The following is a 24,829-nucleotide window of genomic DNA, read 5'->3' on the forward strand; positions in this document are numbered from 1 at the left end:
CAGAATGATCGCGAACCTGTATGCGCGCGGCGGGCCATCATGTTTCGGCGTGGCGTGAAGTGTCGGTGTCGGTGTCAGCGGCGGCGCCGAAGCGCCGCAGCCCAGGCGCGGAAACGGCCGCAGCCTTGCGAGGCCGAAACTCCGGCAAGCCAGGGCGCGTTCAGCCCGCTATAAACAACAACGGCGAACAACGGCGCTCCATCGAGCGCCGTTTGCGAAGCAGGACGATCAAGCGGGATCAGCGCCCTTCAATGCCCATCACCGCGCTTGCGGTGCGTCCTTGATGAACAGCGTCGTCAACGCCCCGAGAATGCAGATCGCGCCGACATACATCGGCGCGGCCATCGGGTTGGACTTCATCATCAGCGACACGGCGATCGGCGTGAGGCCACCGAACACCGCATAGGCGACGTTGTACGAGAACGAAATGCCGGAGAAGCGCACCACCGGCGGGAACGCCTTGACCATCACGAACGGAATCGCGCCGATCACGCCGACGAACAGCCCGGCTGCCGCATACAGCGGCACCAGCGCCGACGTGTCGATGGCGAGTTGCTGGAACATCACGTAGTACGTCACCGCCAGTGCGAGGCCGCCGATGAAAATCGTGCGCCCCGCGCCGATGCGCCCGGCAATCGAGCCCGCCATCACGCAGCCGATCGTCAGGCACAGCGTCGCCACGCAGTTCGCCAGCAAGGCGGTAGCCGGCGCGATGTGAAACTGCTTTTGCAGCAGCGTCGGCGTCATCAGGATCACCACGACGATCGCGGCCGACAGCATCCAGGTGAGCAGCATCGAAACGATTACGGCGCGGCCGTGGTCGCGCAGCACCGCCTTGAGCGGCACTTCCGCGGCGATCGCCTTGCGTTGCTTGAGTTCGGCGAACACCGGCGTTTCATGCAGCCAGCGGCGCAGATAGACCGAGAACATGCCGAACACACCGCCCACCAGGAACGGAATGCGCCACGCGTACGCGGAGATCTCCGCCGGCTCGAAATGGCGGTTCACCGCCGACGCGATCAGCGAGCCGAGCAGGATGCCTGCCGTGAGGCCGGCCGTCAGCGTACCGCACGCATAGCCGACGTGCCGCTGCGGCACGTGCTCGGAGACGAACACCCAGGCGCCCGGCACTTCACCGCCGACCGCTGCGCCCTGCATCACACGGAACAGCAACAGCAGCACCGGCGCCAGCACGCCGACGCTCGCGTAGGTGGGCATCAGGCCCATCATCAGCGTCGGCACCGACATCAGCAGCACGCTCAGCGTGAACATCCGCTTGCGGCCGAACAGGTCGCCGAAGTGCGCCATGATGATGCCGCCAAGCGGCCGCGCCAGGTAGCCCGCGGCGAAGATGCCGAAGGTCTGCAGCTGGCGCAGCCAGTCGGGCATCTCGGCGGGGAAGAACAGCTGGCCGATTGCCGGCGCGAAGAACACGAAGATGATGAAGTCGTAGAACTCGAGTGCGCCACCGAGCGCGGCGAGACCGAGTGTCTTGAAATCGCTGCGCCCAAGAGGACGTGGGGTGACAGCCTGCGCTCCACCCAGATTTGTCGCTTGCATTGCTATGTCGTTGTCTTTGAATTGGGAACCACACGTGTGGCGCTTGGAAATACGGCGGTCGTCGGGCGAGAAGTGTGGCAAGCGCTGGGTAGAGCACGGGACACCGCCGCGTCGCCCGGATAGGACAAGCGCGGTGACGACTGGGACCGGGCGGGGATTTTACAGGATGAAAGCCACTTGCTTTCGGAAGTGCTTAATTAGATTGAAGAAACTTCCTAATGATGGGCTTCCTGTCGCCTTCGTGCCGCGCACCGCGAGCCGCGACAGCCGGCCGCCGGTAGCGCTTGAAAGATATGCAGTTTAGGAGTGCTCCTATGGGCAGGAACGGATGTGCCTCCGAGAATGGCGTCCGGACTTCCTCGTTGAGAGCCACCCATGCGCATTGCTGTTCTTCAGCGTGACCCGGTCATGCGTCAGTCGATCGAACAAGTTCTCCTGAACGCGAGCCATACCTGCGTGGGCTACGACGATGGCCTCGCGATGTCGAAAGCGCTTGCGCGTTCCAGCGTGGATCTGCTGGTGCTGGACTGGCAGGCCACACGGCTGTCGGGTGCCGAAGTCCTGAGGTCGACGCGCGGGCTCGGCGGCGATCGCTTGCCGGTGATGTTCGCGTCGAGCGACACGTCGGAGAAGAGCATGGTGCGCGCGCTGGCCGCCGGCGCGGACGACTATGTGGCGCTGCCGCTGCGCCCCGCCGAATTTCGCGAGCGCATCGAGGCGCTGCTGCGGCGCGCGTATCCGGAGCTTTTGGGCGCATCGAGCTTCGACGTCGGTCCCTACCATTTCGACACGCGCCGCCAACTCGTCATGCTGCGCGGTCAGCCGGTTCCGCTGTCCGGCACGCAGTACCGGCTGGCGGCGCTGTTCTTCTCCAATATCGGCCGCGTGATGTCGCGTGATCACATCTTCGCGATGGTCTGGGGCCGCGAGTTCCGCGAATTCACCCGCACGATCGACAGTCACGTCTCGCGGCTGCGCCTGCTGCTGGAAATCGAAGCGCACAACGAATTCCGGCTGCAACCGATTTACAAAAGCGGCTATCGGCTGCTGCATTTGCGCCAGGGCGCAGACGTCGAAGTGTCGGCCGACCCGAACGCGGACAAGCAGGCAGCCTGAGGGCGGAGCGGTTGCGGCAGACTTGCGGCAGAGCCGGCCGCGTCTCGATTGCGTGGCGAATCAACGCTTCGACCGCCTTGCGCTCTTCGCCCGCCATCAGCGGCAGCGCGTTCGCATCGGCGCGGTCTATGCTGAAATCCGCGTGGAATTTGGTAGTGACCGCTGGCAATACGCCTTCCCAGATATGCGCCACGACTGCTCTCCCAGGTGCGATGGATTGAAGCGCAGTGTAAGCAGGGAAAATGCTGCCGTCTTGCGCAAATCGCGCGTAGTGAATGACGATTTTGGCACAGCCGATGTGCACGCAGTAGCATGAAGTCAAGGCACAAAACGTATGTACGACGCGATGTGCGAAGTGTTGAAAGCGAGTGTTCAACGTCGCACAATGACGGTCACGGTCATCTTCAGAACATGACATGCGTGCGCGCGTCGCTCCGGTTCTGCTCGATGGCGACATCTGCCGCGCCCTCGCTGCGGCTATGCTGAAATCGTCACAATCCGCGCGCAAGCACACCAAGACCGGCAGGCCCGCCGTTCCTACCATGAGCGTCATGAAAACCTTGCACATCATCGACTCGCACACCGGCGGTGAACCGACCCGCCTGGTGGTTTCAGGCGGCCCGGACCTCGGCGGCGGCACGCTCGCGCAACGGCTCGAGGTGTTTGGCACACGCTTCGACGATTGGCGCGCGGGCATCGTCACCGAACCGCGCGGCTCGGATGTGGTGGTGGGCGCGCTGCTCTGCGAGCCGGACGACCCCACGTGCGCGGCCGGCGTGATCTTCTTCAACAACGTCGGCTATCTCGGCATGTGCGGACACGGCACGATCGGGCTGGTCGCGTCGCTCGCGCATCTGGGGCGCATCGGTGCGGGGCGTCACCGGATCGAGACGCCGGTCGGCGTGGTCGAAGCGACGCTCAATGAGGACGGCAGCGTCGCCGTGCGCAACGTGCCGGCCTATCGGTATCGCGAGGCCGTGCGGGTCGAGGTGCCGGGCTACGGCGTATTGACCGGCGATATCGGCTGGGGGGGCAACTGGTTTTTTCTCGTCGCCGATCATGGCCGCGCACTGGACGCGTCGGATCTCACCGGCTTGACCGCCTTCAGCTCGGCGATTCGCGACGCGCTGATCGCGCAGCACATCACCGGCGCAAATGGCGCGCTGATCGACCACATCGAACTCTTCGGACCCGGCTCGCGCGACGGCATCGACAGCCGCAGCTTCGTGCTGTGTCCCGGCAATGCGTACGACCGCTCGCCGTGCGGCACCGGCACGAGCGCGAAAGTCGCCTGTCTCGCCGCTGATGGCAAGCTGGCCGAAGGTGCGGTATGGCGGCAGGAGAGCATCATCGGCAGCGTATTCGAAGCGAGCTACCGGCATGCGGGCGATGGCGTGTCGGTGATTCCCACCATCACCGGCCACGCGTACATCATGGCGGAAGGCCGCCTCTGTTTCGACGAGCGCGATCCGTTCGCGTGGGGCATTCGGACGGCATGAGCGCGGACGCGTTGATCGTTGGGGCCGGCATTGTCGGCGCCGCGTGCGCGGCGGAGTTGGCTGCGCTCGGCATGCAGGTCGAGGTCCTCGACGCGCAATGCATCGGCGGCGGCGCGACGGCGGCCGGCATGGGCCATCTCGTCGTGATGAACGACTCGCCGGCGGAGTTTGCGCTGAGCCGCTACTCGCGAGACTTGTGGCTGCAACTGGCGCCGTGCTTGCACGCGCGTGATGCATTCGCGCAATGCGGCACGCTGTGGGTCGCAGCCGACGACGAAGAGTGGCAAGCCGCCCGCGCGATGCAGACGGCGTTCGAAGCACAGGGCATCGCGGCGCAGTTGCTGGACGCGACGGCGTTGCGCCACTGCGAGCCGGCGTTGAACGCATCGCTCGCGGGCGGATTGCGCATCGAGCACGACAGTGTCGTGTACGCGCCCACGGTGGCGGAGTGGCTGCTGACGCAGTCGCCGGGCGCGGCGAACATAAGCGTACGCCTCGCGACGCCCGTAGCTTCGATCAGCGCGGGCGGCGTCACGCTGGCTAACGGTGAGCGCGTCAGCGCGGCGCACGTAATCGTCGCCAACGGTCTGGGCGCGCAGCAACTGGTGCCGTCGCTGCCGTTGCAGCCGAAGAAAGGCCATCTGCTGATCACTGACCGCTATCCCGACCTGGTCCATCATCAACTGCTCGAACTCGGCTATATCAAGAGTGCGCATCATGCGGCCGGCACCTCGGTCGCGTTCAATGCGCAACCGCGTCCTACGGGCCAACTGCTGATCGGCTCGTCGCGCCAGTTCGACACCACCGATCCCGCAGTCGAGATGCCCGTGCTCGCGCAGATGCTGCAACGCGCCGCGCGCTATCTGCCGGTATTGCCGACGCTCAACGGCATTCGCGCATGGACCGGCTTTCGCGCGGCGTCGCCGGATGGACTGCCGCTCATCGGACCGGCTGGCGACTTCGCACCCGGCGTCTGGCTTGCCGTCGGTCATGAAGGTCTGGGCGTGACGACCTCACTGGCCACCGCGAAGCTGCTTGCCTCACAGATCGTCGCGAGCGCCGCGCCGATTCCCCTCGAGCCTTATTTGCCGGTCCGTTTCACTGAACAGGTAGCCCATGACGAGTACTGACGCCGCCCGCATCCGTTTGACGATAAACGGCCGAAGCATCGATGTCGAAGCGGGCACCACCGTGGCCGCGGCACTGGTTGTCGCGGGCGCGGGCGGGACGCGGCGATCGGTCGGCGGGGAGCCGCGCAGCGTGCTGTGCGGGATGGGCGTGTGCCAGGAATGCCGCGTGACGATCGATGGCCGGCCGCACGCGCTGGCTTGCCAGACCCTGTGCCGCGAAGGCCAGACCGTGCGCACGTTCGACGCGGCGGGCGGGCGATGATGACGCGGCACTTCGATATCGTCGTGGTTGGCGGCGGACCGGCCGGCTTGAATGCGGCACATGCGGCGGCGCGCGATGGCGCCACGGTCGCGCTGCTCGACGACAATCCGCGCGCTGGCGGCCAGATCTGGCGCCAGGGTCCGGGTCATCCGCCGCAGGCACCGCTGCACGCGCTGCTCGCCGCATTGAAGGAGCACGGCACGCTCACGCACTGGCCGTCGACGCGCGTAATCGCGCCGCTTGGTCCGCGCGGTCTGCTGCTCGAATCGGCGGAACACGGCGGCGTGTGCATCACCTACGAACGCCTGATCCTCGCGACCGGTGCGCGCGAGCGGCTCCTGCCGTTCGCCGGCTGGACGCTGCCCGGTGTGACCGGCGCGGGCGCATTGCAGGCGTTGATCAAAGGCGGCATGCCGGTGCGCGGCGAACGGATCGTGATTGCCGGCAGCGGTCCTTTGCTGATTGCCGCACTCGCCACCGCACGCGCGGCTGGCGCGCGAGTGGTCGCGGTGGTGGAGCAGGCGTCGGCCGCCGCGGTCGCGCGCTTCGGCGCGTCGCTGTTGATCGAACCCGCGAAGTTGCGGCAGGCGCTCGGCATGACACGCGGGTTCGCGGGACTGCACTACTGGACCGGCAGCATCGTGCGCGAGGCGCACGGCGCAGGCCACGTGCAGCGCGTAACCATCCGGCGCGGCCATCGCGACGTGACACTCGACTGCGACCGCATCGCCTGCGGCTATGGGCTCGTGCCAAACGTCACGCTCGCTCAGGCGCTCGGCTGCGCGATCAACGACGCGGGCGAGATCGTCGTCGATGACGAGCAGCGAAGCTCGGTCGACGGTGTGTTCGCGGCGGGGGAATGCACAGGCGTTGGTGGCGCGGAGCTGGCCGGCGTGGAAGGCGAGATCGCCGGTCTCGCGGCGCGCGGCGCCGCCGTCGCGGAGTACGCCGTGCTGTATTCGCAGCGATCGCGCTGGCGCCGCTTCGGCCGGCGCGTCGAAACAGCGTTCGCCTTGCAGGACGCCGCGCGCACGCCGCCCGCCGACGCCACGCTGCTGTGTCGTTGCGAAGACGTGAGCATCGGCGCGGTACGTCAGCGCGCGGATTGGCGTGATGCCAAGCTGCATACGCGCTGTGGCATGGGCGCCTGCCAGGGACGCATCTGCGGCGCGGCGGCCAGTCTGTACTTCGGCTGGCCCGCTGCCGTGCCGCGGCCGCCATTCAGTCCGGCGCAAATCGCCACGTTGATGACGCCAGCCAGCGAGCTGCCGCCCGAGTGACATACCGGCTTGCGGCCGCGGATTTTGTCGGCCGCCTCGCGGCCCTATAATCGACTGCCAATACCTACCCGCGCCAACCCGCACCAACCCGCGTGGCCGCCACGACGAAACCATTCGCGAATGCACCTCTCCATGCACCGACCAACGGGACCCGCACGATGAACACGCTGGCTCATCCGCTCGAATCGGACGAGGCAACGCTGTCCGGCATGCTGTCGCACTTCAGGCTGCTCGAGCCGGTGTTCGACGCGATGCCGGACGTCGTGTTCTTCGTCAAGGACGCGCAAGCGCGCTATGCGCTGGTCAATCGCACGCTGGCTTCGCGTTGCGGTTTCAAGGACAAGGCCGCGCTGCTCGGCAAGACCGCCGAGGACGTGTTCCCGCGCCGCTTCGGACGTATTTATACGGCGCAGGACCAGGCGATCATCGGCGCCGGCAATCAGATGGTCGATCAGCTGGAATTGCACCTCTACCCCGGTCGCCAGCCGGGCTGGTGCCTGACCTGCAAGGAGCCGCTGCGGGACCCGGCGGGCCGGGTAGTGGGACTCGCCGGCATCTCTCGCGATCCGAAAGCCGACGAGAGCAGCCATCCGGCGTACAGCCGGCTCGCGGCGGTCGTGCAGTCGATCCAGCAAAACTACGTGCAGCCGTTGAACCTGAAACAGCTTGCGGCGATGGCGGATATGTCGGTTGCGCAACTGGAGCGCTACTTTCACAAGGTGTTTCATCTGACGCCGCGCCAGGTGTTGCTGAAGACACGTCTGGACGCAGCGACCGCGCTGCTGGTCTCGCACGACAAGGTCACCGACGTCGCCGCGCTGTGCGGCTACACCGATCACAGCGCGTTCACGCGGCAATTCAAGGCGACCGTCGGCGTCACGCCGACTGAATACCGGATGCTGCTGCACGGCACGTCGCGCAGCTGAGTCACCGCTGATGGTCTGTCGCGTGCATCACTACTACGTCCGTGTCGTCGCGCTGGGTGACGCGGTCTAGGACGAGGCGCGCTTTCGCCGCGCGAATCCCGACTACCGGTTCGACAAGCCTTCGCGATAGGTTGGGCTTGAGGCGCAGACGGGCGTGCGTTGCCGAATGCGAATGGCGCATCGCGACCCGTTACAGCCCTTGCCATCCAACGGACGAATGTCCGTTGAGAGTCTCGATACAGCTCTTGATTGCGCGTTTCGGATTCCGATAAGACGCAAGCTCCCCGACACAGCACTCGTCGTTATCGATCTTCAAAACGAAATTGAGCTGTCCCCAAACCGGGAGGGCTCTATGCCGCGTTAGTGGTTTGCCTAGGTTTACAGCGCCGACTGACGATCTATCTTGCAAAGGGCTAACTTACCGACTTTTTGATCTTCGCGCTGGTAACGCATTGCAAAGGCGACCACATGGAAACCAGTGACGGTAAACCGGAGGGAGAATCGGTACCTCCGGCTCCAAAATCGAGTTCCCCGGGGCCAAAATCGAATCCCGAACTTGAGGGCTATTTAGCGGGGCTTGCGCACGACCCGGAAAAATCGCCGTACAAAGACGACGCATCGGATCGGGAGTGGGAGCGCGGTTACCGGAAGGGTTGGAAAGATTCGCGCCTTTGGCATCGCGAGTGGTGGAGGTTGAAATTCTGGGGCGTTCCGGCAGTGATTGGCTCCCTAATGCTCGGTTTTCTACTGGGCCGAAATGCATGGGACCATGGTGACGCCAAAAAGGAACTGGGCGCAAGGTCGGACGCAGGTTATCCGGTGGCCCGATCTAACTTGTCGGGCGTCGAAGAACGCTTGGATCGGCTAAACACAACGATCGAGAAATCATGTCAATCGCAACCAGTCACGGTAGTGACTCCCAGTGAAGTCCGGGACACTGTAACGGCTCAAGCGGCTAAACAAGGATCGATACTGTCCATAGCGCTAGGCAACTTAATCGACGACGCGGCAAAAACAGGAAAAGGGGTTATAAAGGACGTCTCAGATCTTAAGACGAAAATTGTGGGGGCGGCCGTCGATAGCACTACGAAAATCGCTGACGGGACCGCCGAGGCTTTGATCAAGAGGTTTATCTCAAAGGAGGGTGAGAAGACCATGCCGGAAAACATTCAGATCACCGTCACTCAAAACAACGCAGCGACGCCCGCGGTTCGAGTGCCAGGACGACCACCCAGCCAAACGACCGTCTGCACGGGTGAAAAAAAATAAGCTCGCCCACTCGCCGATAAACCGTTCGGAGCGGCCGCTGTTGCGCATAGCACATGCCTGACTGCGAAGAAAATATACCGAACACCAGGGCATCCGCCCGTGCGACCGCTTTTCTCGCGACCTTCACGGTTTTGTGACTTCCAGACAGGGCTACAGAGCAGACCATGGACACAATGTACTCGATTTCTGACGGTTTCCGATTCTCTCTCGTCCTCATCAAGCCGACCCATTACGACGACGACGGCTACCCGATCCAGTGGCTCCGCTCGGTCATGCCTTCCAATACACTCGCTTGTATGTATGCGCTCGCTGATGACGCGCGAAAGCGAAACGTGCTGGGCCCTGGCGTCCATTTTGAGATCGAAACATGCGACGAAACCAACCAGCGGGTGTGGCCAGAGCGCATCATTCGTGACCTGAAGGAAAAGGGCGGGAGATCGATGATTGGTCTGGTCGGTGTCCAGTCGAACCAGTACCCGCGCGCACTCGACCTCGCCCGCCAGTTCCGTGCCGCAGGCTTGCCGGTTGCGATCGGTGGCTTCCATGTTGCTGGCTGCATCTCCATGCTGCCCGAGATGCCCGCTGAGCTTAAGGAAGCGCAAGCAATGGGTGTCGCGCTCTTCGCTGGGGAGGCCGAGGAACGGCGTCTTGATGAGGTGCTTCTCGACGCGTGGAATGGTGCAATGAAGCCCTTGTATAACTTCATGGACACGTTACCCTCGCTCGAAAGTGCTCCCCGGCCCTTCTTGCCGCGCAAGCATATCGAACGCACGGCAGGTACCTATACCTCGGTTGACCTCGGTCGTGGTTGCCCGTATCAGTGCTCGTTTTGTACCATCATCAACGTGCAGGGGCACAAGAGTCGCTTTCGCACCCCCGACGATCTCGAAGCGATCATCCGCGAGAACGCAACGCAGGGCATCGACCGGTTCTTCGTCACGGATGATAATTTTGCCCGCAACCACGACTGGGAAATCCTTCTCGACCGCGTCATCGAACTTCGGGAAAAGGAAGGCATTCACTGCGGCTTCACGATCCAGGTCGACACGCTCTGTCACAAGATTCCAAACTTCATCGAGAAGGCAACGCGCGCGGGTGTGCGTCGCGTGTTCATCGGGCTTGAGAACATCAATCCCGAGAATCTGATCGCGGCCAGGAAGCGGCAGAACAAGATCACCGAATACCGCGCCATGCTGCAGAAGTGGCGCGCCCACGGCGCGATTACCTACGCTGGCTATATCATCGGATTCCCGGCAGACACGAAAGAATCGATCCTGCGCGACATCGAGATCATCAAGCGTGAATTGCCAATCGACATTCTCGAATTCTTCGTGCTCACCCCGCTTCCGGGCTCCGAGGATCATCAGACGATGGTAAGGAACGGTGAATGGATGGACCCGGACATCAACAAATACGACACCAACCACCGGGTCACGCACCACCCGAAAATGTCGGACGCTGAATGGGAAGAAGCGTATCGGTGCGCCTGGAGCGCGTTTTACTCGTACGAGCACATCCGCACGATCGTCAAGCGGGCAGCGCAGATCCCGAACGGCCGACCGAAGACGATCATGCGCACAATCGCCTGGTTCAGACTGATGATCGAACACGAGGGTGTGCATCCGCTCGAAGGGGGAGCCCTGCGAATGAAACACCGCCGTGACCGCCGTTGGGGGCTACCGGTCGAATCGCCGCTTCGCTTCTATCCGCGCTACTGGAGTGAGACCGCTGTCAAGTTGACCAAATATCTGCGCTTCTACCTCAGGACAGAGGCTATCCTCAGGGGAGTCTTGAAGGCACCGGAACGTTATGCCTACACGGATATCGCCATCACGCCACTGCAGGAAGAGGAGTTCGAGCAGCTTGGACTCTTTCACGCCACGAGCGGCGGCGAGGCAGCGCTGGCTGTCCACCACCGGCGTATTGCCATCCGGTCATCGGGCCCGTCTGCAGCGTGATATCGTTGACAATGTCATCCGCAGAGCGGGGGCGGTAAACGCCACTGTCAGGGCGTTTCGAAGGCGACGGCATGCTGTCGTGGTGGCCGGAGGCGGCGATGCTACACGGGATCGCATTCGAGCGCGGCCGGGTTACCGGCTACCGCAACCGCTGGCTGCGGACTCAACGATGGGCGCGCGCACCGACGCTGACGAGACGGCGATCGTGCTCGATGCCGTCCGGTATCCGTCGTTGCTGCGGCTCGTACCGGACGGCACTGCGTTCGAGGACAACCCGGTCGGAGTTTTGTGGCGGTACCGGATCGATCTGACGTCGGGAGTCGTGGACGAAACGCCAGTCGGCGAAGACGGAATCGAGTTGCCTCGGATCAACGAGCAGTGGACCGGCCGGCCGTACCGATATCTCTATGCTACCGAACAGCCTACTCCCTGGTGATCAGGACGCATCTGTGTGCAAGGCTGCCGCCGATACGATCAAATAGTGTGGCACCACAGCACGCTGAGACGTCAGATTCAAACCAGCTCCGCTGCCGCGCGCCATGTTCGACCTCGTCAAATTTGCGCAATGCGCAGGAGGTTGGTTGTTCCGGGCGTACCGAAAGGCATGCCAGCGGAAATAACAACGGTCTGTCCCGATGTTCCCAGTCCTTCTTTCCGTACCGTGTCGCAGGCGAGGTCGCTGACTTCGAGAAGATCGATCACCTCATGGCAGAGCACCGGGTGCACTCCCCACACGAGAGCCAGACGGCGCGCAACGGTTCTTCGAGGTGTCATACCGACGATGGGTGCACATGGCCTTTCACGTGCCATGCGAAGGGCTGAGTAGCCAGAACTCGTATAGGCCACCGTAGCCACCGCGTTGAGCAGCGCAGTGACGTGACGCATCGCGTAGCCGATGGCGTCGGCACTTTCCGCACGGGGTTCAGTGTGCGAGGCTGCAATCACTTCGTGGTAGTACGGGTCGCTTTCCGTCTGCGCGATGATCAGATTCATCATCCGGACGGATTCAACGGGAAACTTGCCGCTTGCCGACTCCGCGGAGAGCATCACCGCATCGGCACCGTCGTAAATCGCGGTCGCGACGTCCGATGCTTCCGCACGTGTCGGAACAGGTGCGCTGATCATCGACTCCAGCATCTGCGTCGCAACGATTACCGGCTTACCGGCCTTTCGACACGCGCGCACGATGCGCTTCTGGATCGCCGGAACCTGTTCGGCGGGCACCTCGACGCCCAGGTCGCCGCGTGCGACCATCACGGCATCGGCCTCCTCGACAATCGCATCAAGGTTGTTTATCGCGGCAGGCTTTTCCAGCTTGGCCAAAATACCAGCACTGCCCTTGACGATCTTGCGCACTTCGAGAATGTCTTCGACGCGCTGCACGAATGAGAGGGCAACCCAGTCGACGCCTAGCGACAGTCCGAACTCGAGATCACGTCGATCCTTCTCTGTCATTGCCGACAACGGAAGCACGACATCGGGGACGTTGACACCTTTTCGTTCGGAAAGCGCCCCGCCAACCAGCACTGACGTTACAGCGAAGTCGGGACCGCAGTGCTCAACCTTGAGCTGGATTCGGCCATCGTCCAGAAGCAGCGTGGTGTTCGCCTTCAGCGCTGCAAAAATCTCGGGGTGCGGGAGCGCCACGCGCGTTGAGTCGCCGGGCTTCGTCGCGTCAAGGTCCAACCGGAACGACGCCCCTTTCTCGAGCGTAATCGGGCCTTGGGCGAAAGTGCCGATACGCAGCTTCGGCCCCTGCAGGTCGAGCAGCACACCAATAGGACGACCCACATCCCGCTCCACAGCCCTGATGATTTCCAGCCGGCGCTGATGGTCTTCATGAGTACCGTGACTGAAGTTGAGGCGAAAAACGTCGGCGCCAGCCCGATACAGTGCTTCTATGGTTTCCCGGCTCCCGCTCGCAGGTCCGAGCGTGGCGACAATCTTTGCGTTGCGTTTGCGGTCCATCTGTTACTTTCCTTTTGCGGTTGAACTGTGCCCGATGTGGTTCCGTGCGTGGCGGTGCGAACGCATTCGCCCGCGCATTTGATGCTGCAGTGTCCCTGCACGGACTGGCTGGCGCGGGCGTCGCGTTACCGTTACTGCATGTGCTGGCCGCCGTTGATCGCAATATTGGCGCCGGTCACGAAGCCGGCATCGTCCGAGCAGAGGTAAAGCACGAGCGCCGCCACTTCCTCGGGCTTGCCCAGACGCCCCACCGGGATATGCGGCAGGACCTTCGTATCGAGGATCTCCTGTGGAATCGCCGTGACCATCTTTGTCGCCAGGTAGCCCGGCGAAACCGTGTTGACGGTAACTCCTTTACGCGCCACTTCCAGCGCCAGCGATTTGGTGAAGCCGTGCATACCGGCCTTGGCCGCGGCGTAGTTGGTTTGGCCGACCGAGCCTTTCGAACCGTTGACCGACGAAATGTTGACGATGCGCCCCCAGCCGCGTGCGGCCATCTCTTCGCACAGCGGCTTCGTCATGTTGAATACCGAATCCAGATTGGTGCGGATGACCGCGTCCCAGTTGACCTTGTCCATCTTCCGGAGTGTCATGTCCTGGGTGATCCCGGCGTTATTCACCAGAATGTCAACCGGGCCGATTTCAGCCTGGATTCTGGCCGCACAGTGTTGGCATGAATCGTAGTCGGCCACATCGACCGGATACGCGCGAATGTTCCGGCCACGCGTTTCCATGTTCGCCAGCCATTCAGCTGCGCCGGTGTTGTTCGGCGAGTGCGTGACTACAACCGCATAACCTGCGTCGTGCAGTTTCGTACTGATCGCTTCTCCCAGACCGCCCATACCGCCGGTCACTACAGCAATTCGTTTCGTCATTCTTTCCATCCGTGATCGTCATGTCTGCGAGGAACGTGAATAACCCAATGGCCGTCTCGCACAACCCGCCATTGCTTTGCCACAACGCATTGCCGCCTCCTGAGTTGCGGGAGGCAACGGCGTCAGCATTGATTGAACTGTGCGGGTTTTTGCAGGCTGTCTCTGAACCCGCCGGTGCATGCTTTGCCCAGCTATCGATACGGGCCAGTGCGTCGCGGCTGAACTGGTCGTACTGCGCGTCGATGATCTTCGCTGCGGCGGACTGGGTCGCGACCGCAATCGGTCATGGACATGCTGCTGGTACGACAGAGTCTTGTCGGCAGCGGACTGCAATAACGCGCAACGGCCAAGCCAGCCGGTCTGCGCTCGCCGTATCGGGCTTCATTTCCTGCAGGCACGCGACGCTTTTTGCCAGACCGGAGGTGTCCCACCTGCAGGTCCAGTTCGGCTACCTTCCGCGTTCCCTCAAACGCGTCGCTGGCCAGTGAAAAGAAGGTCGAAACATTCGATTTATTGAATTGCGTCAGTTCGTTAGACGAAAATGCGTTCATTGTCTCTGCTATAGATGAATCGAAACACCTGGCCCGTGGGTCGCGCACACATTGGTCTGTTGGCTGCCAGGCAGGGACTTCGCTTTCAAAGCAATCATTAGTATGACTAATTAACCGGAAGGCGCCGCAATCCGGATCAGTACCTCTTGGCCGGACATCCGGCAGGCGGAACATTGCACGTTTCTGACGACTGCGTCGGAGCCGCCCGGTTAAGCGACGAAGCCGCGGGCCAGGTTCGCGCACGACAGCGCGCCGCGCGCTGGGAACTTGCCCTGAGCGTGAGGGATTCGGGCTAGATACCCTTCACGGGTAGGCTTGATGCGCTCGATCACGCGTTGCGTGACGTCCAACAATTGCGAATGCGGGGAAAACCATCGGAGCTCCTTCGTCGCTTGCGGCGGGCGCACGCGCACTGCGTCAGTAGGTATCGCGGGGCGGAGTCGTGTCGACCGACAACGTCATCTTAGTAGCAAAACTACATGATCGCAACGCCCTTTCTGTTGCATCGCCGCATCCGAGGGTGTCGCCAGACGCCTTGTGGGCTGGCGCTTCGCGCCTTTCCACCGCAAACCAGGGATTTCACCTACGCGCGAAAATGTAGTTTTTATACATGATCGAGCAATCGGCTATAGTCCGCGCATTCTTCACAGCACAGTGCGAGTTGTGCTGTCCCAGGTGGGCTCTTGTCTGATTTATATTCGGTACGCTTCGACAAGCCCTGCGTGTATGTGGGAATGACCGGGCTGGACCCGAATCTGCGTTTCGCCCGGCACAAGGCGGGCATTCAGGCCAATCGCTTTGTGCGCGATTACGGCTTGCGCCTCGTGCCGCCCAAACTGTACGAAGCGTTCAACCCAATGCCGTATCGCGGCGCCCACGAAATGGAGGTCGAACTGGCGATTGGACTACGTGAAGTGGGGTATGGAGTACGGCAAGCCTGAGTCGATATGAGCGGGACCGATGTCCGCGAGCTTGCCTGCCGGGTGCGTGAGCGGGCTGAAGCCCCTCGTGCGATGCGCGTGTCGGCCGATGGAGACGGCGGCCTGCGTTACTTGACGCCGAGTCCGCGCAGGATCGCGTTGCCCTCGCGGGTCAGACGGAAGCGCGACGCGCCCGAGTCGCCGGAAACCGTTTCGATCAAGCCGGCTTCTTGCAGTTGCGGAATCTCCGGCTTCGCGGAGGCGTCGATCGGCGCATGCAGCAACAGCAGCAGCGTCGCCAGTTCGTGGTGGCTCAGCAGGCGACGCAGCATGGTGGGGCGCCTTGCCGGCGTCGGTGTGTCATCCGTGGTGTGGTCGGGCTGGTTCATGTGCAATCTCGTGCTAAAAGTGTCCGATGGATGATGTCGACGAAGTCTTAAACGATTCTTAAGATCCATTGTCCTGTAACACCGTGACATGAAGATTGCAGCGGAGCAACTTTTCGATTGTCGCAGCTACCGTTTCTTACCGCGCCGGGCCTTACGGGGCGCAGGTTTTACCGGCCTTCTCGAGCCACAGATTGCTTACATGACGCTTGCCCGCATAGAAACGGTAAGTCGTCGCACCATTGTCGGCGCGCACCTTGATGATGTTCGAGTCGCCAAAGTCGAGCATCTGGCCTTGCGGGATCGCCGTGGATTTGAACGCCACGTTATGGTTGCTGGCGATTTGGGTCAGACAGGCCACCACGTCGTTGACGGAGCGCTGCGTGGTGGTGTCCGCGACGGGCTCGCCCGAATCCGGGTCCTTCTGAAAGTACGCGCAAGCGCTGAGAAGCAGGGGAACTGACAGGACTACGGCAAATTTCTTCATATCTCTCCTGGCTTTGTGACTCGGCCGACGGTGCGTGCGCGATCCGCGGATGACATAACCGCGGACACAATCGCCCGGCCAGCGCCGAAAATCAGGCGACATTATATCGGGGGCGACGCCTCAGCCCGTGCCAACGCACGCACGCGCTGTGTCCGAAGTGCGCCGATGTGCCCAGGCGTGGCCGATTTCCACCGATTCACCTCGCTTCAAAGCGCCGCGGACCGCCAGCGCAAAGAGCGCCCGGATTGCCTACTTGCGCCGCTGCGCCTGCGCGGCGAGCCGCACGGCCGCGTTGGCCGCGCCATAGCCGTCGTAACCGCCGCGCCGCTCGACGATCTCCAGGAAAAAGCGCTGATCGAGCAGTTCCGTGTAGGCGTGGAAAAACTCGCCGCCGCGTTCGTCGCGGTCGTACAGGATATTGTGCGCGCGCAGCGCGTCCAGCGTTTGGTCCGGCAGTGCGTAGCGGGCCGCCAGGTCGTCGTAGTAATTGCGAGGAATGCGCAGCACCGGCAAGCCGTCGGCGACGAATTCGGGAATCGCGCTGAAGATGTCGCCAGTGCTGAAGGCGACGTGGTTCAGGCCGGAGCCATGATACGTGTGCAGCGCCTCGGCCACCGCCGTGTGGCGATCCACCGACGCGTTCAGCACGATCCGCACCGAGCCGTCGTAGCTGCGCAGCGCGCGGCTGCGCACCAGACCGTACGGGTCCGGCACCAGCACGCCAGGCTCAGCCTGGAAGCCCAGCGCGGTGCGCAGAAACAGCACCCACTGATCGAGCGAATTCGCCGGCACCGACAGGCACACATGATCGATGCGGCTGAGCGGCCCGACTTCGCTTGGACCATTGATGTCGGTAAGCACGAAATCGGCTTCGAACAGCGTGGGCTGATCCGGCGTTTCGTCGACAAAATAGTTCAGGCTGCCGTCCGGCGCCTGGACGGCGGGCAGCACGCGTTCGTTCGGGCCGATCTGTCCGGAGAACGGCGCATAGCTGAAGCCGGCGGCGCGCTCGAATGCCTGGTTGGCGTCGTCCACGCGAAACGCCGCCGCGCACAGCGACAGGCCATGCTGCTGGAAGAACGCGTTGGCGAACGAATCCGGCTCGGCGTTCAGCACGATCGACGCCGCGCCGTGCTGATACAGCGTCACGTCTTTCGAGCGATGCCGGCCGGCCTGGCGAAAGCGCAGCTTGCCGAGCCAGTCGGCGACGCGCGTGCGAGTGGTGTGGTCGACCGCGAACTCGAGGAACTGATAGCCGACGTGCGCGGGCGCCGCCGGCGACCGGTACAGGTTGCCCACCGGCTGCTGCGTGGCGTCGAGCAGCGCACGGGTCTGCTCCTCGAGGAACAGCAGCGAGCGATGGCCGTCCGCAGCGGTGATGGTGGTGGGGGCGGCGCGAAAGCCATCGTTGAAAATCTCCAGCGAAAGCGGCCCCTTGTAGCCCGCTTTCACGACCTGCGCCGTGAAGTTCGCCAGATCGAAATCGCCCTGACCGGGAAAGCAGCGGTAGTGACGGCTCCATTCGAGCACGTCCATCGCGAGCTTCGGCGCGTCAGCGATCTGCACGAACGCGATGCGCTCGCCCGGAATGTCGGCGATCGCGTCCACCGTATCGTTCAGTGACAGCGTGTGAAAGCTGTCGAGCACGAGCCCCAGATTGGGATGGTTCACGGCGTCGACGAGCTTCCACGCGTGACGGTAAGTCTTCACGTGCTTGCCCCACGCCAGCGCCTCGTAGCCGGCGATCACGCCGGCCGCTTCGGCCGCCCGCGCCAGTGCGCCGAGCTGGTCGATCATCAGCGAGTCGTCGCCGATGGTGTCGGGCGACACGTTGCTGCACGCCAGAATGCGGTCCGTGCCCAGTTCGTGCATCACGTCGAACTTGCGCTTTGCGCGATCCAGATTGCGCTCGAGGCGTTCAGGGCTTACGCCGTCGAAATCGCGGAACGGCTGGAACAGCATGATCTTCAGCCCGAGATCTTCGGCGATGCGCCGCACGTCGGCCGGAGAGCCGTCGAAATACAACAGGTCGTTTTCGAAAATCTCGACGCCCTCGAAGCCCGCCGCCTGGATCGCGGTCAACTTCTCGACGAGGGTTCCGCTGATCGACACGGTGGCAATCGAACGTTGCATGAACGGCTCCTGCAAAACAATCTGAACGGCTGTTGAAGAACGCGCATGGCGGCCGGTGCGCCGCGCTTGCAGGCACGGCCGCAGCGGCATGCTGCAATGCGCAAAATGGGCTAGTTCGTTACTTTCTGCAGCGGAAGACCAGCCGGAATCGTCCACGGTAGCCCAAGTTTCGACAGTCTATACAAACTAACTAGATGGTACAAATTCGTATAAACCCCGAATGACGACGGCCGCCGATGCGCGCACACTTCGCTATACGTTGAAGAGCCAGCGCGAGTGCGGTGGCTCACGTTGCGCTTCACTTTGCAGGAGTCGTCGCCATGAGTTTTGCCTCCGTACTGGTCCTCAATGGACCGAACCTCAATCTGCTCGGCACCCGCGAGCCAGCCATCTACGGCTCCGAAACGCTCGACGACGTGGCGAAACTCTGCCGCGACGCGGGCGAGCGTCTCGACCTGGCGGTCGACTTCTGCCAGTCGAACGCCGAGCACCAGTTGATCGACTGGCTGCACGCGGCGCGCACCAAGGTCGATGGCATCGTGATCAACCCTGCCGCTTACACGCATACCTCGGTCGCAATCGCCGACGCGCTCTCCGCGATCGACAAGCCGGTCGTCGAGGTGCATATCTCGAACGTGCATCGCCGCGAAGCGTTCCGGCATCACTCGTATGTGTCGGCGGTGGCGGACGCGATCATTGTCGGTTGCGGCACGCAGGGCTATGTCTTCGCTCTGGAGCGGATGGCAACCATCCTTAAGAATAGGGCGGCTAAATGAACGCACAAGCAAACGCCCAGGCCAACGCCCAGGCCAACGCCCAGGCCAGCGCGCAGGCGAGCGCCCATTCGTACCTGGTCGGTCTGATCGGCGCGGGCATCGGCGGATCGTTGTCGCCCGCGATGCACGAGGAAGAGGGCAGCCAGCTCGGGCTGCACTACGTGTACCGGCGCATCGACCTCGAAGCGCTGCAGCTCGACGTCGCCGCGCTGCCGGACCTGCTGCAGGCCGCCGAGCGCATGGGCTTCAACGGCCTGAACATCACGTACCCGTGCAAGCAGGCGGTGATTCCCCTGCTCGACGAACTGTCCGACGACGCGCGTGCACTCGGCGCGGTCAACACCGTGCTGTTCAAGGACGGCAAGCGCATCGGCCACAACACGGACTGGTCCGGTTTCGCACGCGCGTTCCAGCGCGGCTTGCCGGATGTGTCGCTGGAGCGCGTCGTGCAGCTCGGCGCGGGCGGCGCGGGCGCGGCGGTCGCCCATGCGGCGCTGACCATGGGTGCGCAATCGCTCACGCTGTTCGACGTGGACGCCACGCGCGCCGCGTCACTCGCGGCGGAATTGCAGCAGCGTTTCCCGGCGAGCCAGGTCAGCGCCGGCAAGTCGCTTGCGGAGTCGCTGGCGGCCGCGCACGGTCTGATTCACGCGACGCCCACCGGCATGGCGAAATTGCCGGGCCTGCCGTTGCCGGTCGAACTGCTGCACCGCGATCTATGGGTCGCTGACATCGTTTATTTCCCGATTCGCACCGCGTTGCTGCAGGCGGCCGAAGCGCTCGGCTGCCGCACGCTCAGCGGCGGCGGCATGGCGGTCTATCAGGCGGTCGACGCGATGCGTATCTTCACGGGTCTCGAACCGGACGCAGAACGCGTGTACAGCCACTTTCAGTCACTGTTGCAAAGGCCCGAAGGAAGTCCCCTTGGGGGACGCTAACCAATAGCGTACGACCGGACCACAACCATATCGAGGAGACGAGGACGACATGCCGCAACCGATTCAATCCACTTCCGCCGACGCACCACTTCAGAGGGACGCCACGGTGACCACCGCGCGCCGTTCGAAGGCGCGTTATCAGATTCTCGCGCTGCTCGCGGTCGGCACGATGATCAATTATCTCGACCGTACGGTGCTCGGCATCGCGGCGCCGCAACTGACGAAGGAGCTCGGCTTCAACGCCGCGTTGATGGGACTGCTGTTTTCCGTGTTCTCGTGGAGCTACGCGGCCGCGCAGATTCCCGGCGGACTGTTTCTCGATCGCTTCGGCAGCAAGCTGACCTACTACCTGTCGATGACCTTCTGGTCGCTGTGCACGCTCGCGCAGGGACTGGTGCACGGCGTCGGCGGCCTGTTCGCGTTCCGGCTCGGCCTCGGCGTGTCGGAAGCGCCGTGCTTTCCGACCAATAGCCGCGTCGTGGCCACGTGGTTCCCGCAAAGCGAACGCGCGATGGCGACCGGCACTTACACGGTCGGCGAATACATCGGGCTGGCGTTTTTTAGCCCGTTCCTGTTCATGCTGATGGGCGCGTTCGGGTGGCGTTCGCTGTTTTACGCGGTGGGCGGCGTGGGCATCGTGTTCGGCGTCATCTGGTGGTTTCTCTATCGCGAGCCGCGCGACCATCCGTCGGCGAATCAGGCGGAGCTCGACTACATCGAAGCGGGCGGTGGCCTCACGCACAGCAAGCAGCACGCCGGTGCGGCGGGTGCGCCGGCGAAGAGCGGCTTCGAGTGGCGCACCATCGGGCGCCTGCTCAAGCATCGTCAACTGAGCGGCATCTGCCTCGGCCAGTTCGCCGGCAATTCGACGCTGGTGTTCTTCCTCACGTGGTTTCCCACATACCTCGCCACTGAGCGCCATATGGCGTGGCTGAAGATCGGCTTCTTCGCGGTCATGCCGTTCATCGCAGCGTCGATCGGCGTAATGTTCGGCGGCCTCTTCTCCGACTGGCTGCTGCGTCGCGGCAAGTCGCCGAACGTGGCGCGCAAGCTGCCGATCATCGCTGGCCTGCTGCTCGCGTCGACCATCATTCTCGCCAACTATGTCGAGAGCAACGTGGCGGTGATCGCGATCCTGTCGGTGGCGTTCTTCGCCCAGGGGATGGCCGCGCTGGGTTGGACGCTGGTGTCGGATATCGCGCCCGACGGCCTGCTCGGCGTGACCGGCGGCATCTTCAACTTCGCCGCGAATCTGGCTGGCATCGTGACGCCGCTGGTGGTGGGTTTCATCGTCGCGGCGACCGGCTCGTTTGTCGGCGCGCTGGTGTTCATCGGCGTGGTCGCGTTGGTTGGCGCGCTGTCGTACATCTTCATCGTCGGCGATATCAAGCGGATCGTGCTGGTGGATTAAAGGTGGATTGAAGGTGAACCAAGCGGTCCGGCTGGGCCAGAAAAAAACGGGACGTGGCTTTGGCCACGTCCCGTTTTTTATTTCAGACCTGCGTCGGACCCAGCCGACGCAAACCGGCTTCAATCGTCCTTGCGTACGAAACGCAGCACGGCATCGACGATCATCGCGCGATGCCGTGCGCGCAAGCGTGGATGCGACGGGTCGCGACCGAACGCCGTGCCGAACGTATGTCGATTGCCGACGCGGTGAAAGCACAGCGAGCTGATCAGCAAATGCAGGTCGATCGGATCGATGTCGCTGCGGAACTGTCCGGCCGCGATGCCGCGCGAAAGCAGATCCTCGATCGTATGAATGACGGTGACGTTGCGGCCTTTGAACGTCTTCACCTGCTCGACGTACTTCGCTCCGTGAATATTTTCGATCGTCACGAGGCGCACGAAATCGCGCTGGCGGTCGTGGTAGTCGAACGTGAATTCGACCAGCGCGCGCATGCCCTCGACCGGATCGAGTTCGCTGACGTGCAGTTCCTGTTCGAGCGCGCGAATGTCTCCATACACCTTTTCGAGCACCGCCTGGTACAACCCTTCCTTGCTGCCGAAGTAGTAGTACAGCATGCGCTTGGTGGTGTTGGTGCGCTCAGCGATCGCGTCGACCCGTGCGCCCGTCAGACCCATCGCGGAGAACTCCTGGGTCGCGACCTCGAGGATGTTGCGCTTGGTCTGTTCGGGATCGTACTTGCGACGGGCGTCGCTACGTCGGGCGTCGGGGCCAGGCGTGTCGGACGGGATGCCGTTGGTATCAGGCTCGGCGGCCTTGCTTCCCTTTTTCATTGTCTGTTCGAGCGGCAGTGACGGCGCATTCTAGCATGGCGAAACCGGCCTCTGGCGCGGGTCTGCGGCTCGAATGACAGGGCATGGCGGTGGTTCAGAAGGTAGCGCGAGCATTGTGGCGGCGCGCGGCGAGCGCGTCGCGCGTCTGCATGGCCGTGTAGGTCAGTTGCGCGGCCGCGAGGCCGAGCGCGCCGTAAGCGCGCGTCAGCCCGAAGGTTTCGAACGCGGCTGGTACCGGACGCTCGCCGGCGATCGCCGCCGCCAGCAATTCGCCGGACACGGTGGTCGGCGCCATCCCGTGCCCGCCGAACGCGACCGCGTACCAGACGCCGTCCGCGCTGCGGCCGATCTGCGGCATCTTGTGCCGCGCGTAGCTCATCAGGCCGCCCCATGCGTGCTCGATCCGCACGTCGTGCAACTGCGGATAGACCTCCAGCAGATCGCGCCGCAACAGCCGGGCGATCGCTTCAGGCGCGCGGTCGCGCACCGAGATGCGGCCGCCCCACAGGATGCGGGTGTCGGGCAATGGCCGGTAGTAGTCGAACGCGAAGCGGGTGTCGTAGACGGCGGCGCGCGTGTCGATCGCGTCGCGCAGGCGCGCGCCGAGCGGTTCGGTCGCCATCACGTAGGTGGCGATCGGCAGCACCGCGCGCTCGACCCGCGCATAGACGTTGCGTGCATAGCCACCGCCCGCCATCACGACGTGGCGGGCGTCGAGCGCGCCTTGCGCTGTGTGCACGACGAAGCCGGCGCCCTCGCGCTGCAAGCTGACCACGGGCGAATGCTCGTGGATCGTCACGCCCGCATGAGCCGCGGCGCTGGCGACGCCGAGTACGTATTTGAGCGGGTGAAAGTGGAACGCGTTGCGCTCGAACAGGCCGCCGTGATAGCGGCGCGTCTTCAGTTGCGACGCGAGTTGCGCGGCCGATACGGGTTCCCATTCGACGCCGAACGAATCGCGCATCAGCCGCCGTTGCGCATCGAGCCGGGCGGGTTCGTCGAACCAGTTCGCGAGGATCACGCCGGCGTCGGTCGCGTCGCAATCGATGCGGTAGCGCGCAATGCGCTCGCGCATCAGATCGACGGCGTCGGTGGTCAGTGTATAAAGTTCGCGGGCGCGTGCGGGGCCGAGTGTTTTCAGCAGGTCGGCGCAATCGAGACTGTAGCCGCCGAACACGAAGCCGCCGTTGCGCCCCGATGCGCCGAAGCCGACCTGCTGCGCTTCGAGCACGACGACATCTTTGACGCCACGTTCGGCGAGTCCCAACGCCGTCGACAGTCCCGCGAGCCCGCCGCCGATGATGCAGACGTTGGCGCTGCGTCGACCTGCCAGCGGCGCATACGCTGAAGCACGGGTGACAGTGGTTTCGTAATAGCTTTGCATGCCGCTAGGGTAGCGGCATCGGGCCCTTGCGTCCAGTCACCGTGCAAGGGCGCCGCTTCAGTGCCCCCAGCGCAGCACCAGCGGATCGAGCCGGCGCGCGATTTTCAGCAGTCCTTCGCGGGTTGCCGGATGCATCGCCGGCAACGGATGACGCACCGCGTCCGAATGGATCACGCCGCCTTCCTTCATCAACGCCTTGCACGACGCGAGGCCGCCCTGGCGGTTCTCGTAGTTGATCAGCGGCAGCCATTGCTGATAGTGCGCGGCGGCCGCCTCGGTAGCGCCGGCCGCATACGCATCGACGATCAGCCGGATGCCGTCGGCGTAACCGCCGCCCGTCATCGAGCCGGTTGCGCCCGCATCGAGATCGGCCATCAGCGTAATGGCTTCTTCACCGTCCCACGGGCCCACCACGGCATCGCCGCCCAGTTCGATCAGCTCGCGCAGCTTGTTGGCCGCTTGCGGCGTTTCGATCTTGAAGTACGAGACGTTGTCGATCTCGCGCGCCATGCGGGCGAGAAACGGAGCGGACAACGCGGTTCCGCTGACCGGCGCGTCCTGGATCATGATCGGAATCTGGATTGCTTCGGATACCGTACGATAGAACTCGTAGATGCCACGCTCGCCGATGCGGATCGTCGCGCCGTGGTACGGCGGCATGATCATCACCATCGCGGCACCGGCGGCCTGAGCGCTGCGGCTGCGTTCGGCGCACTGAAGCGAGCTGAAGTGGGTGGTGGTGACGATCACCGGCACGCGACCCGCGACGTGCTCGAGCACGACGTGCATCAGCGTGTTGCGCTCGTCGTCGGACAGTGAGAACTGTTCGGAGAAGTTCGCCAGAATGCACAGGCCGTTCGAACCCGCGTCGATCATGAAATCGATGCAGCGTTTCTGGCCTTCGAGGTCGAGCCGGCCGGCGTCGTCGAAGATGGTCGGCGCGACGGGGAATACGCCGCGCAATGCGACGGGATGGGAGGCCTGGGTCATGGTGAGATCGCTATCGATTGAGAGAGTCGTGAGTCGGCGAAGGTATTGGAATGTCTCCACGGCCGACTATACGGCGGGGCGCCCCACAGGTATATTGAATTGTTTCCATCTTGTGATCGCTTTTGCGACTCATCTGACCCAACCCCCGGTCCAGCCCCCGACCCAACCTCCAGCCCAACC

At 63.4% G+C, this 24,829-nt stretch carries 22 protein-coding genes and 2 pseudogenes; 14 read left to right on the plus strand and 10 right to left on the minus strand.

Features of this window, described 5'->3' with window-relative positions; translation table 11 throughout:
• Positions 1-258: 258 nt before the first annotated feature.
• Positions 259-1,560: an MFS transporter gene (locus BN2475_RS32200; protein ID WP_094783395.1), complete on the minus strand. Its 1,302-nt coding sequence runs from the start codon at positions 1,558-1,560 to the stop codon at positions 259-261.
• A gap of 375 nt (positions 1,561-1,935) precedes the next feature.
• On the opposite strand from BN2475_RS32200, the gene BN2475_RS32205 reads away from it, so the two are divergent.
• The 10 genes and pseudogenes from BN2475_RS32205 to BN2475_RS36675 all read left to right on the plus strand — a co-directional run.
• Positions 1,936-2,676 carry a response regulator transcription factor gene (locus BN2475_RS32205; RefSeq protein ID WP_094783396.1) on the plus strand — a complete coding sequence of 247 codons (741 nt, stop codon included), beginning with the start codon at positions 1,936-1,938 and terminating at the stop codon, positions 2,674-2,676.
• Positions 2,677-2,728: 52 nt separating this feature from the next.
• A complete protein-coding gene (locus tag BN2475_RS35165; RefSeq protein ID WP_218023757.1) occupies positions 2,729-2,992 on the plus strand; it encodes a hypothetical protein in 264 nt (87 codons plus the stop codon).
• Between the two features lie 226 nt (positions 2,993-3,218).
• On the plus strand, positions 3,219-4,175 hold the full coding sequence (locus tag BN2475_RS32210; protein ID WP_094783412.1) for a 4-hydroxyproline epimerase: 957 nt from the start codon (positions 3,219-3,221) through the stop codon (positions 4,173-4,175).
• Positions 4,172-5,305, plus strand: coding sequence for an NAD(P)/FAD-dependent oxidoreductase (locus BN2475_RS32215; RefSeq protein WP_094783397.1), 1,134 nt, complete (start codon positions 4,172-4,174; stop codon positions 5,303-5,305). The genes BN2475_RS32210 and BN2475_RS32215 overlap by 4 nt, the downstream gene beginning before the upstream one ends.
• Positions 5,292-5,567, plus strand: a complete 276-nt coding sequence (locus tag BN2475_RS32220; protein ID WP_094783398.1) for a 2Fe-2S iron-sulfur cluster-binding protein — start codon at positions 5,292-5,294, stop codon at positions 5,565-5,567. The genes BN2475_RS32215 and BN2475_RS32220 overlap by 14 nt, the downstream gene beginning before the upstream one ends.
• Positions 5,567-6,847 (plus strand): FAD-dependent oxidoreductase, encoded by a 1,281-nt coding sequence (locus BN2475_RS32225; RefSeq protein WP_094783413.1) that lies wholly within the window; start codon positions 5,567-5,569, stop codon positions 6,845-6,847. Before BN2475_RS32220 ends, BN2475_RS32225 begins: the two co-directional genes overlap by 1 nt.
• 158 nt (positions 6,848-7,005) lie before the next feature.
• Entirely contained in the window at positions 7,006-7,773 is a 768-nt protein-coding gene (locus tag BN2475_RS32230) for an AraC family transcriptional regulator (protein ID WP_094783399.1), read from the plus strand.
• A gap of 468 nt (positions 7,774-8,241) precedes the next feature.
• Positions 8,242-9,042 (plus strand): hypothetical protein, encoded by an 801-nt coding sequence (locus tag BN2475_RS32240; RefSeq protein ID WP_143326026.1) that lies wholly within the window; start codon positions 8,242-8,244, stop codon positions 9,040-9,042.
• A gap of 164 nt (positions 9,043-9,206) precedes the next feature.
• Positions 9,207-11,000 (plus strand): B12-binding domain-containing radical SAM protein, encoded by a 1,794-nt coding sequence (locus BN2475_RS36080; RefSeq protein ID WP_245841735.1) that lies wholly within the window; start codon positions 9,207-9,209, stop codon positions 10,998-11,000.
• A 184-nt stretch (positions 11,001-11,184) separates the two neighbouring features.
• A pseudogene (locus BN2475_RS36675) lies at positions 11,185-11,430 on the plus strand (carotenoid oxygenase family protein); the annotation flags it as partial.
• A 122-nt stretch (positions 11,431-11,552) separates the two neighbouring features.
• Here the strand turns inward: BN2475_RS36675 and pyk are convergent.
• The 3 genes and pseudogenes from pyk to BN2475_RS36090 form a co-directional block, all read right to left on the minus strand.
• Positions 11,553-12,968 (minus strand): pyruvate kinase, encoded by a 1,416-nt coding sequence (gene pyk, locus BN2475_RS32255; protein ID WP_094783402.1) that lies wholly within the window; start codon positions 12,966-12,968, stop codon positions 11,553-11,555.
• A gap of 131 nt (positions 12,969-13,099) precedes the next feature.
• The gene (gene phbB, locus BN2475_RS32260) at positions 13,100-13,843 is read right to left on the minus strand and encodes an acetoacetyl-CoA reductase (protein WP_094783415.1); all 744 of its coding nucleotides are present in this window, start codon (positions 13,841-13,843) and stop codon (positions 13,100-13,102) included.
• A gap of 769 nt (positions 13,844-14,612) precedes the next feature.
• Positions 14,613-14,801: pseudogene (locus tag BN2475_RS36090) on the minus strand (hypothetical protein); the annotation flags it as partial.
• A gap of 276 nt (positions 14,802-15,077) precedes the next feature.
• Between BN2475_RS36090 and BN2475_RS32275 the strand changes: the two are divergent.
• Positions 15,078-15,335, plus strand: a complete 258-nt coding sequence (locus tag BN2475_RS32275) for a hypothetical protein (RefSeq protein ID WP_245841737.1) — start codon at positions 15,078-15,080, stop codon at positions 15,333-15,335.
• Between the two features lie 107 nt (positions 15,336-15,442).
• Here BN2475_RS32275 and BN2475_RS32280 read toward each other — a convergent pair whose 3' ends face one another.
• The 3 genes from BN2475_RS32280 to BN2475_RS32290 form a co-directional block, all read right to left on the minus strand.
• Positions 15,443-15,703, minus strand: a complete 261-nt coding sequence (locus tag BN2475_RS32280) for a hypothetical protein (RefSeq protein WP_094783404.1) — start codon at positions 15,701-15,703, stop codon at positions 15,443-15,445.
• Positions 15,704-15,854: 151 nt separating this feature from the next.
• Entirely contained in the window at positions 15,855-16,187 is a 333-nt protein-coding gene (locus BN2475_RS32285; RefSeq protein ID WP_094783405.1) for a hypothetical protein, read from the minus strand.
• A 249-nt stretch (positions 16,188-16,436) separates the two neighbouring features.
• A complete protein-coding gene (locus tag BN2475_RS32290) occupies positions 16,437-18,320 on the minus strand; it encodes a bifunctional sugar phosphate isomerase/epimerase/4-hydroxyphenylpyruvate dioxygenase family protein (RefSeq protein ID WP_094783416.1) in 1,884 nt (627 codons plus the stop codon).
• A 320-nt stretch (positions 18,321-18,640) separates the two neighbouring features.
• On the opposite strand from BN2475_RS32290, the gene aroQ reads away from it, so the two are divergent.
• Genes aroQ through BN2475_RS32305 form a run of 3 tightly spaced genes read left to right on the plus strand, consistent with a single transcriptional unit; the run spans position 18,641 to position 21,445 of the window.
• Positions 18,641-19,096, plus strand: coding sequence for a type II 3-dehydroquinate dehydratase (gene aroQ / locus BN2475_RS32295; protein WP_094783406.1), 456 nt, complete (start codon positions 18,641-18,643; stop codon positions 19,094-19,096).
• Entirely contained in the window at positions 19,093-20,034 is a 942-nt protein-coding gene (locus tag BN2475_RS32300) for a shikimate dehydrogenase (protein ID WP_094783407.1), read from the plus strand. The genes aroQ and BN2475_RS32300 overlap by 4 nt, the downstream gene beginning before the upstream one ends.
• Positions 20,035-20,083: 49 nt before the next feature.
• A complete protein-coding gene (locus tag BN2475_RS32305; RefSeq protein WP_094783408.1) occupies positions 20,084-21,445 on the plus strand; it encodes an MFS transporter in 1,362 nt (453 codons plus the stop codon).
• Between the two features lie 119 nt (positions 21,446-21,564).
• On the opposite strand, the gene BN2475_RS32310 is transcribed toward BN2475_RS32305, so the two are convergent.
• From BN2475_RS32310 to BN2475_RS32320, 3 genes are all read right to left on the minus strand, one after another.
• Complete coding sequence (locus BN2475_RS32310; protein ID WP_094783409.1) at positions 21,565-22,275, minus strand: TetR/AcrR family transcriptional regulator; 711 nt, start codon at positions 22,273-22,275, stop codon at positions 21,565-21,567.
• Between the two features lie 94 nt (positions 22,276-22,369).
• On the minus strand, positions 22,370-23,659 hold the full coding sequence (locus BN2475_RS32315; protein WP_094783410.1) for an NAD(P)/FAD-dependent oxidoreductase: 1,290 nt from the start codon (positions 23,657-23,659) through the stop codon (positions 22,370-22,372).
• Positions 23,660-23,716: 57 nt separating this feature from the next.
• Positions 23,717-24,649, minus strand: coding sequence for a dihydrodipicolinate synthase family protein (locus BN2475_RS32320; protein WP_094783411.1), 933 nt, complete (start codon positions 24,647-24,649; stop codon positions 23,717-23,719).
• Between the last annotated feature and the right edge of the window lie 180 nt (positions 24,650-24,829).

Origin of the sequence: Paraburkholderia ribeironis (assembly GCF_900019265.1) — a bacterium.
GTDB classification, from domain to species: Bacteria; Pseudomonadota; Gammaproteobacteria; order Burkholderiales; family Burkholderiaceae; genus Paraburkholderia; species Paraburkholderia ribeironis.

Bases quoted from the DNA above. Each gene is read 5' to 3' on its own strand.
- aroQ (WP_094783406.1), top strand. From the start codon at position 18,641: ATGAGTTTTGCCTCCGTACTGGTCCTCAATGGACCGAACCTCAATCTG.
- BN2475_RS32310 (WP_094783409.1), bottom strand. From the start codon at position 22,275: ATGAAAAAGGGAAGCAAGGCCGCCGAGCCTGATACCAACGGCATCCCG.
- BN2475_RS32230 (WP_094783399.1), top strand. From the start codon at position 7,006: ATGAACACGCTGGCTCATCCGCTCGAATCGGACGAGGCAACGCTGTCC.
- phbB (WP_094783415.1), bottom strand. From the start codon at position 13,843: ATGACGAAACGAATTGCTGTAGTGACCGGCGGTATGGGCGGTCTGGGA.
- BN2475_RS32280 (WP_094783404.1), bottom strand. From the start codon at position 15,703: ATGAACCAGCCCGACCACACCACGGATGACACACCGACGCCGGCAAGG.
- pyk (WP_094783402.1), bottom strand. From the start codon at position 12,968: ATGGACCGCAAACGCAACGCAAAGATTGTCGCCACGCTCGGACCTGCG.
- BN2475_RS32305 (WP_094783408.1), top strand. From the start codon at position 20,084: ATGCCGCAACCGATTCAATCCACTTCCGCCGACGCACCACTTCAGAGG.
- BN2475_RS32205 (WP_094783396.1), top strand. From the start codon at position 1,936: ATGCGCATTGCTGTTCTTCAGCGTGACCCGGTCATGCGTCAGTCGATC.
- BN2475_RS32290 (WP_094783416.1), bottom strand. From the start codon at position 18,320: ATGCAACGTTCGATTGCCACCGTGTCGATCAGCGGAACCCTCGTCGAG.
- BN2475_RS32215 (WP_094783397.1), top strand. From the start codon at position 4,172: ATGAGCGCGGACGCGTTGATCGTTGGGGCCGGCATTGTCGGCGCCGCG.
- BN2475_RS32315 (WP_094783410.1), bottom strand. From the start codon at position 23,659: ATGCAAAGCTATTACGAAACCACTGTCACCCGTGCTTCAGCGTATGCG.
- BN2475_RS32240 (WP_143326026.1), top strand. From the start codon at position 8,242: ATGGAAACCAGTGACGGTAAACCGGAGGGAGAATCGGTACCTCCGGCT.
- BN2475_RS32300 (WP_094783407.1), top strand. From the start codon at position 19,093: ATGAACGCACAAGCAAACGCCCAGGCCAACGCCCAGGCCAACGCCCAG.
- BN2475_RS32225 (WP_094783413.1), top strand. From the start codon at position 5,567: ATGACGCGGCACTTCGATATCGTCGTGGTTGGCGGCGGACCGGCCGGC.
- BN2475_RS32210 (WP_094783412.1), top strand. From the start codon at position 3,219: ATGAGCGTCATGAAAACCTTGCACATCATCGACTCGCACACCGGCGGT.
- BN2475_RS32285 (WP_094783405.1), bottom strand. From the start codon at position 16,187: ATGAAGAAATTTGCCGTAGTCCTGTCAGTTCCCCTGCTTCTCAGCGCT.
- BN2475_RS32220 (WP_094783398.1), top strand. From the start codon at position 5,292: ATGACGAGTACTGACGCCGCCCGCATCCGTTTGACGATAAACGGCCGA.
- BN2475_RS36080 (WP_245841735.1), top strand. From the start codon at position 9,207: ATGGACACAATGTACTCGATTTCTGACGGTTTCCGATTCTCTCTCGTC.
- BN2475_RS32320 (WP_094783411.1), bottom strand. From the start codon at position 24,649: ATGACCCAGGCCTCCCATCCCGTCGCATTGCGCGGCGTATTCCCCGTC.
- BN2475_RS32200 (WP_094783395.1), bottom strand. From the start codon at position 1,560: ATGCAAGCGACAAATCTGGGTGGAGCGCAGGCTGTCACCCCACGTCCT.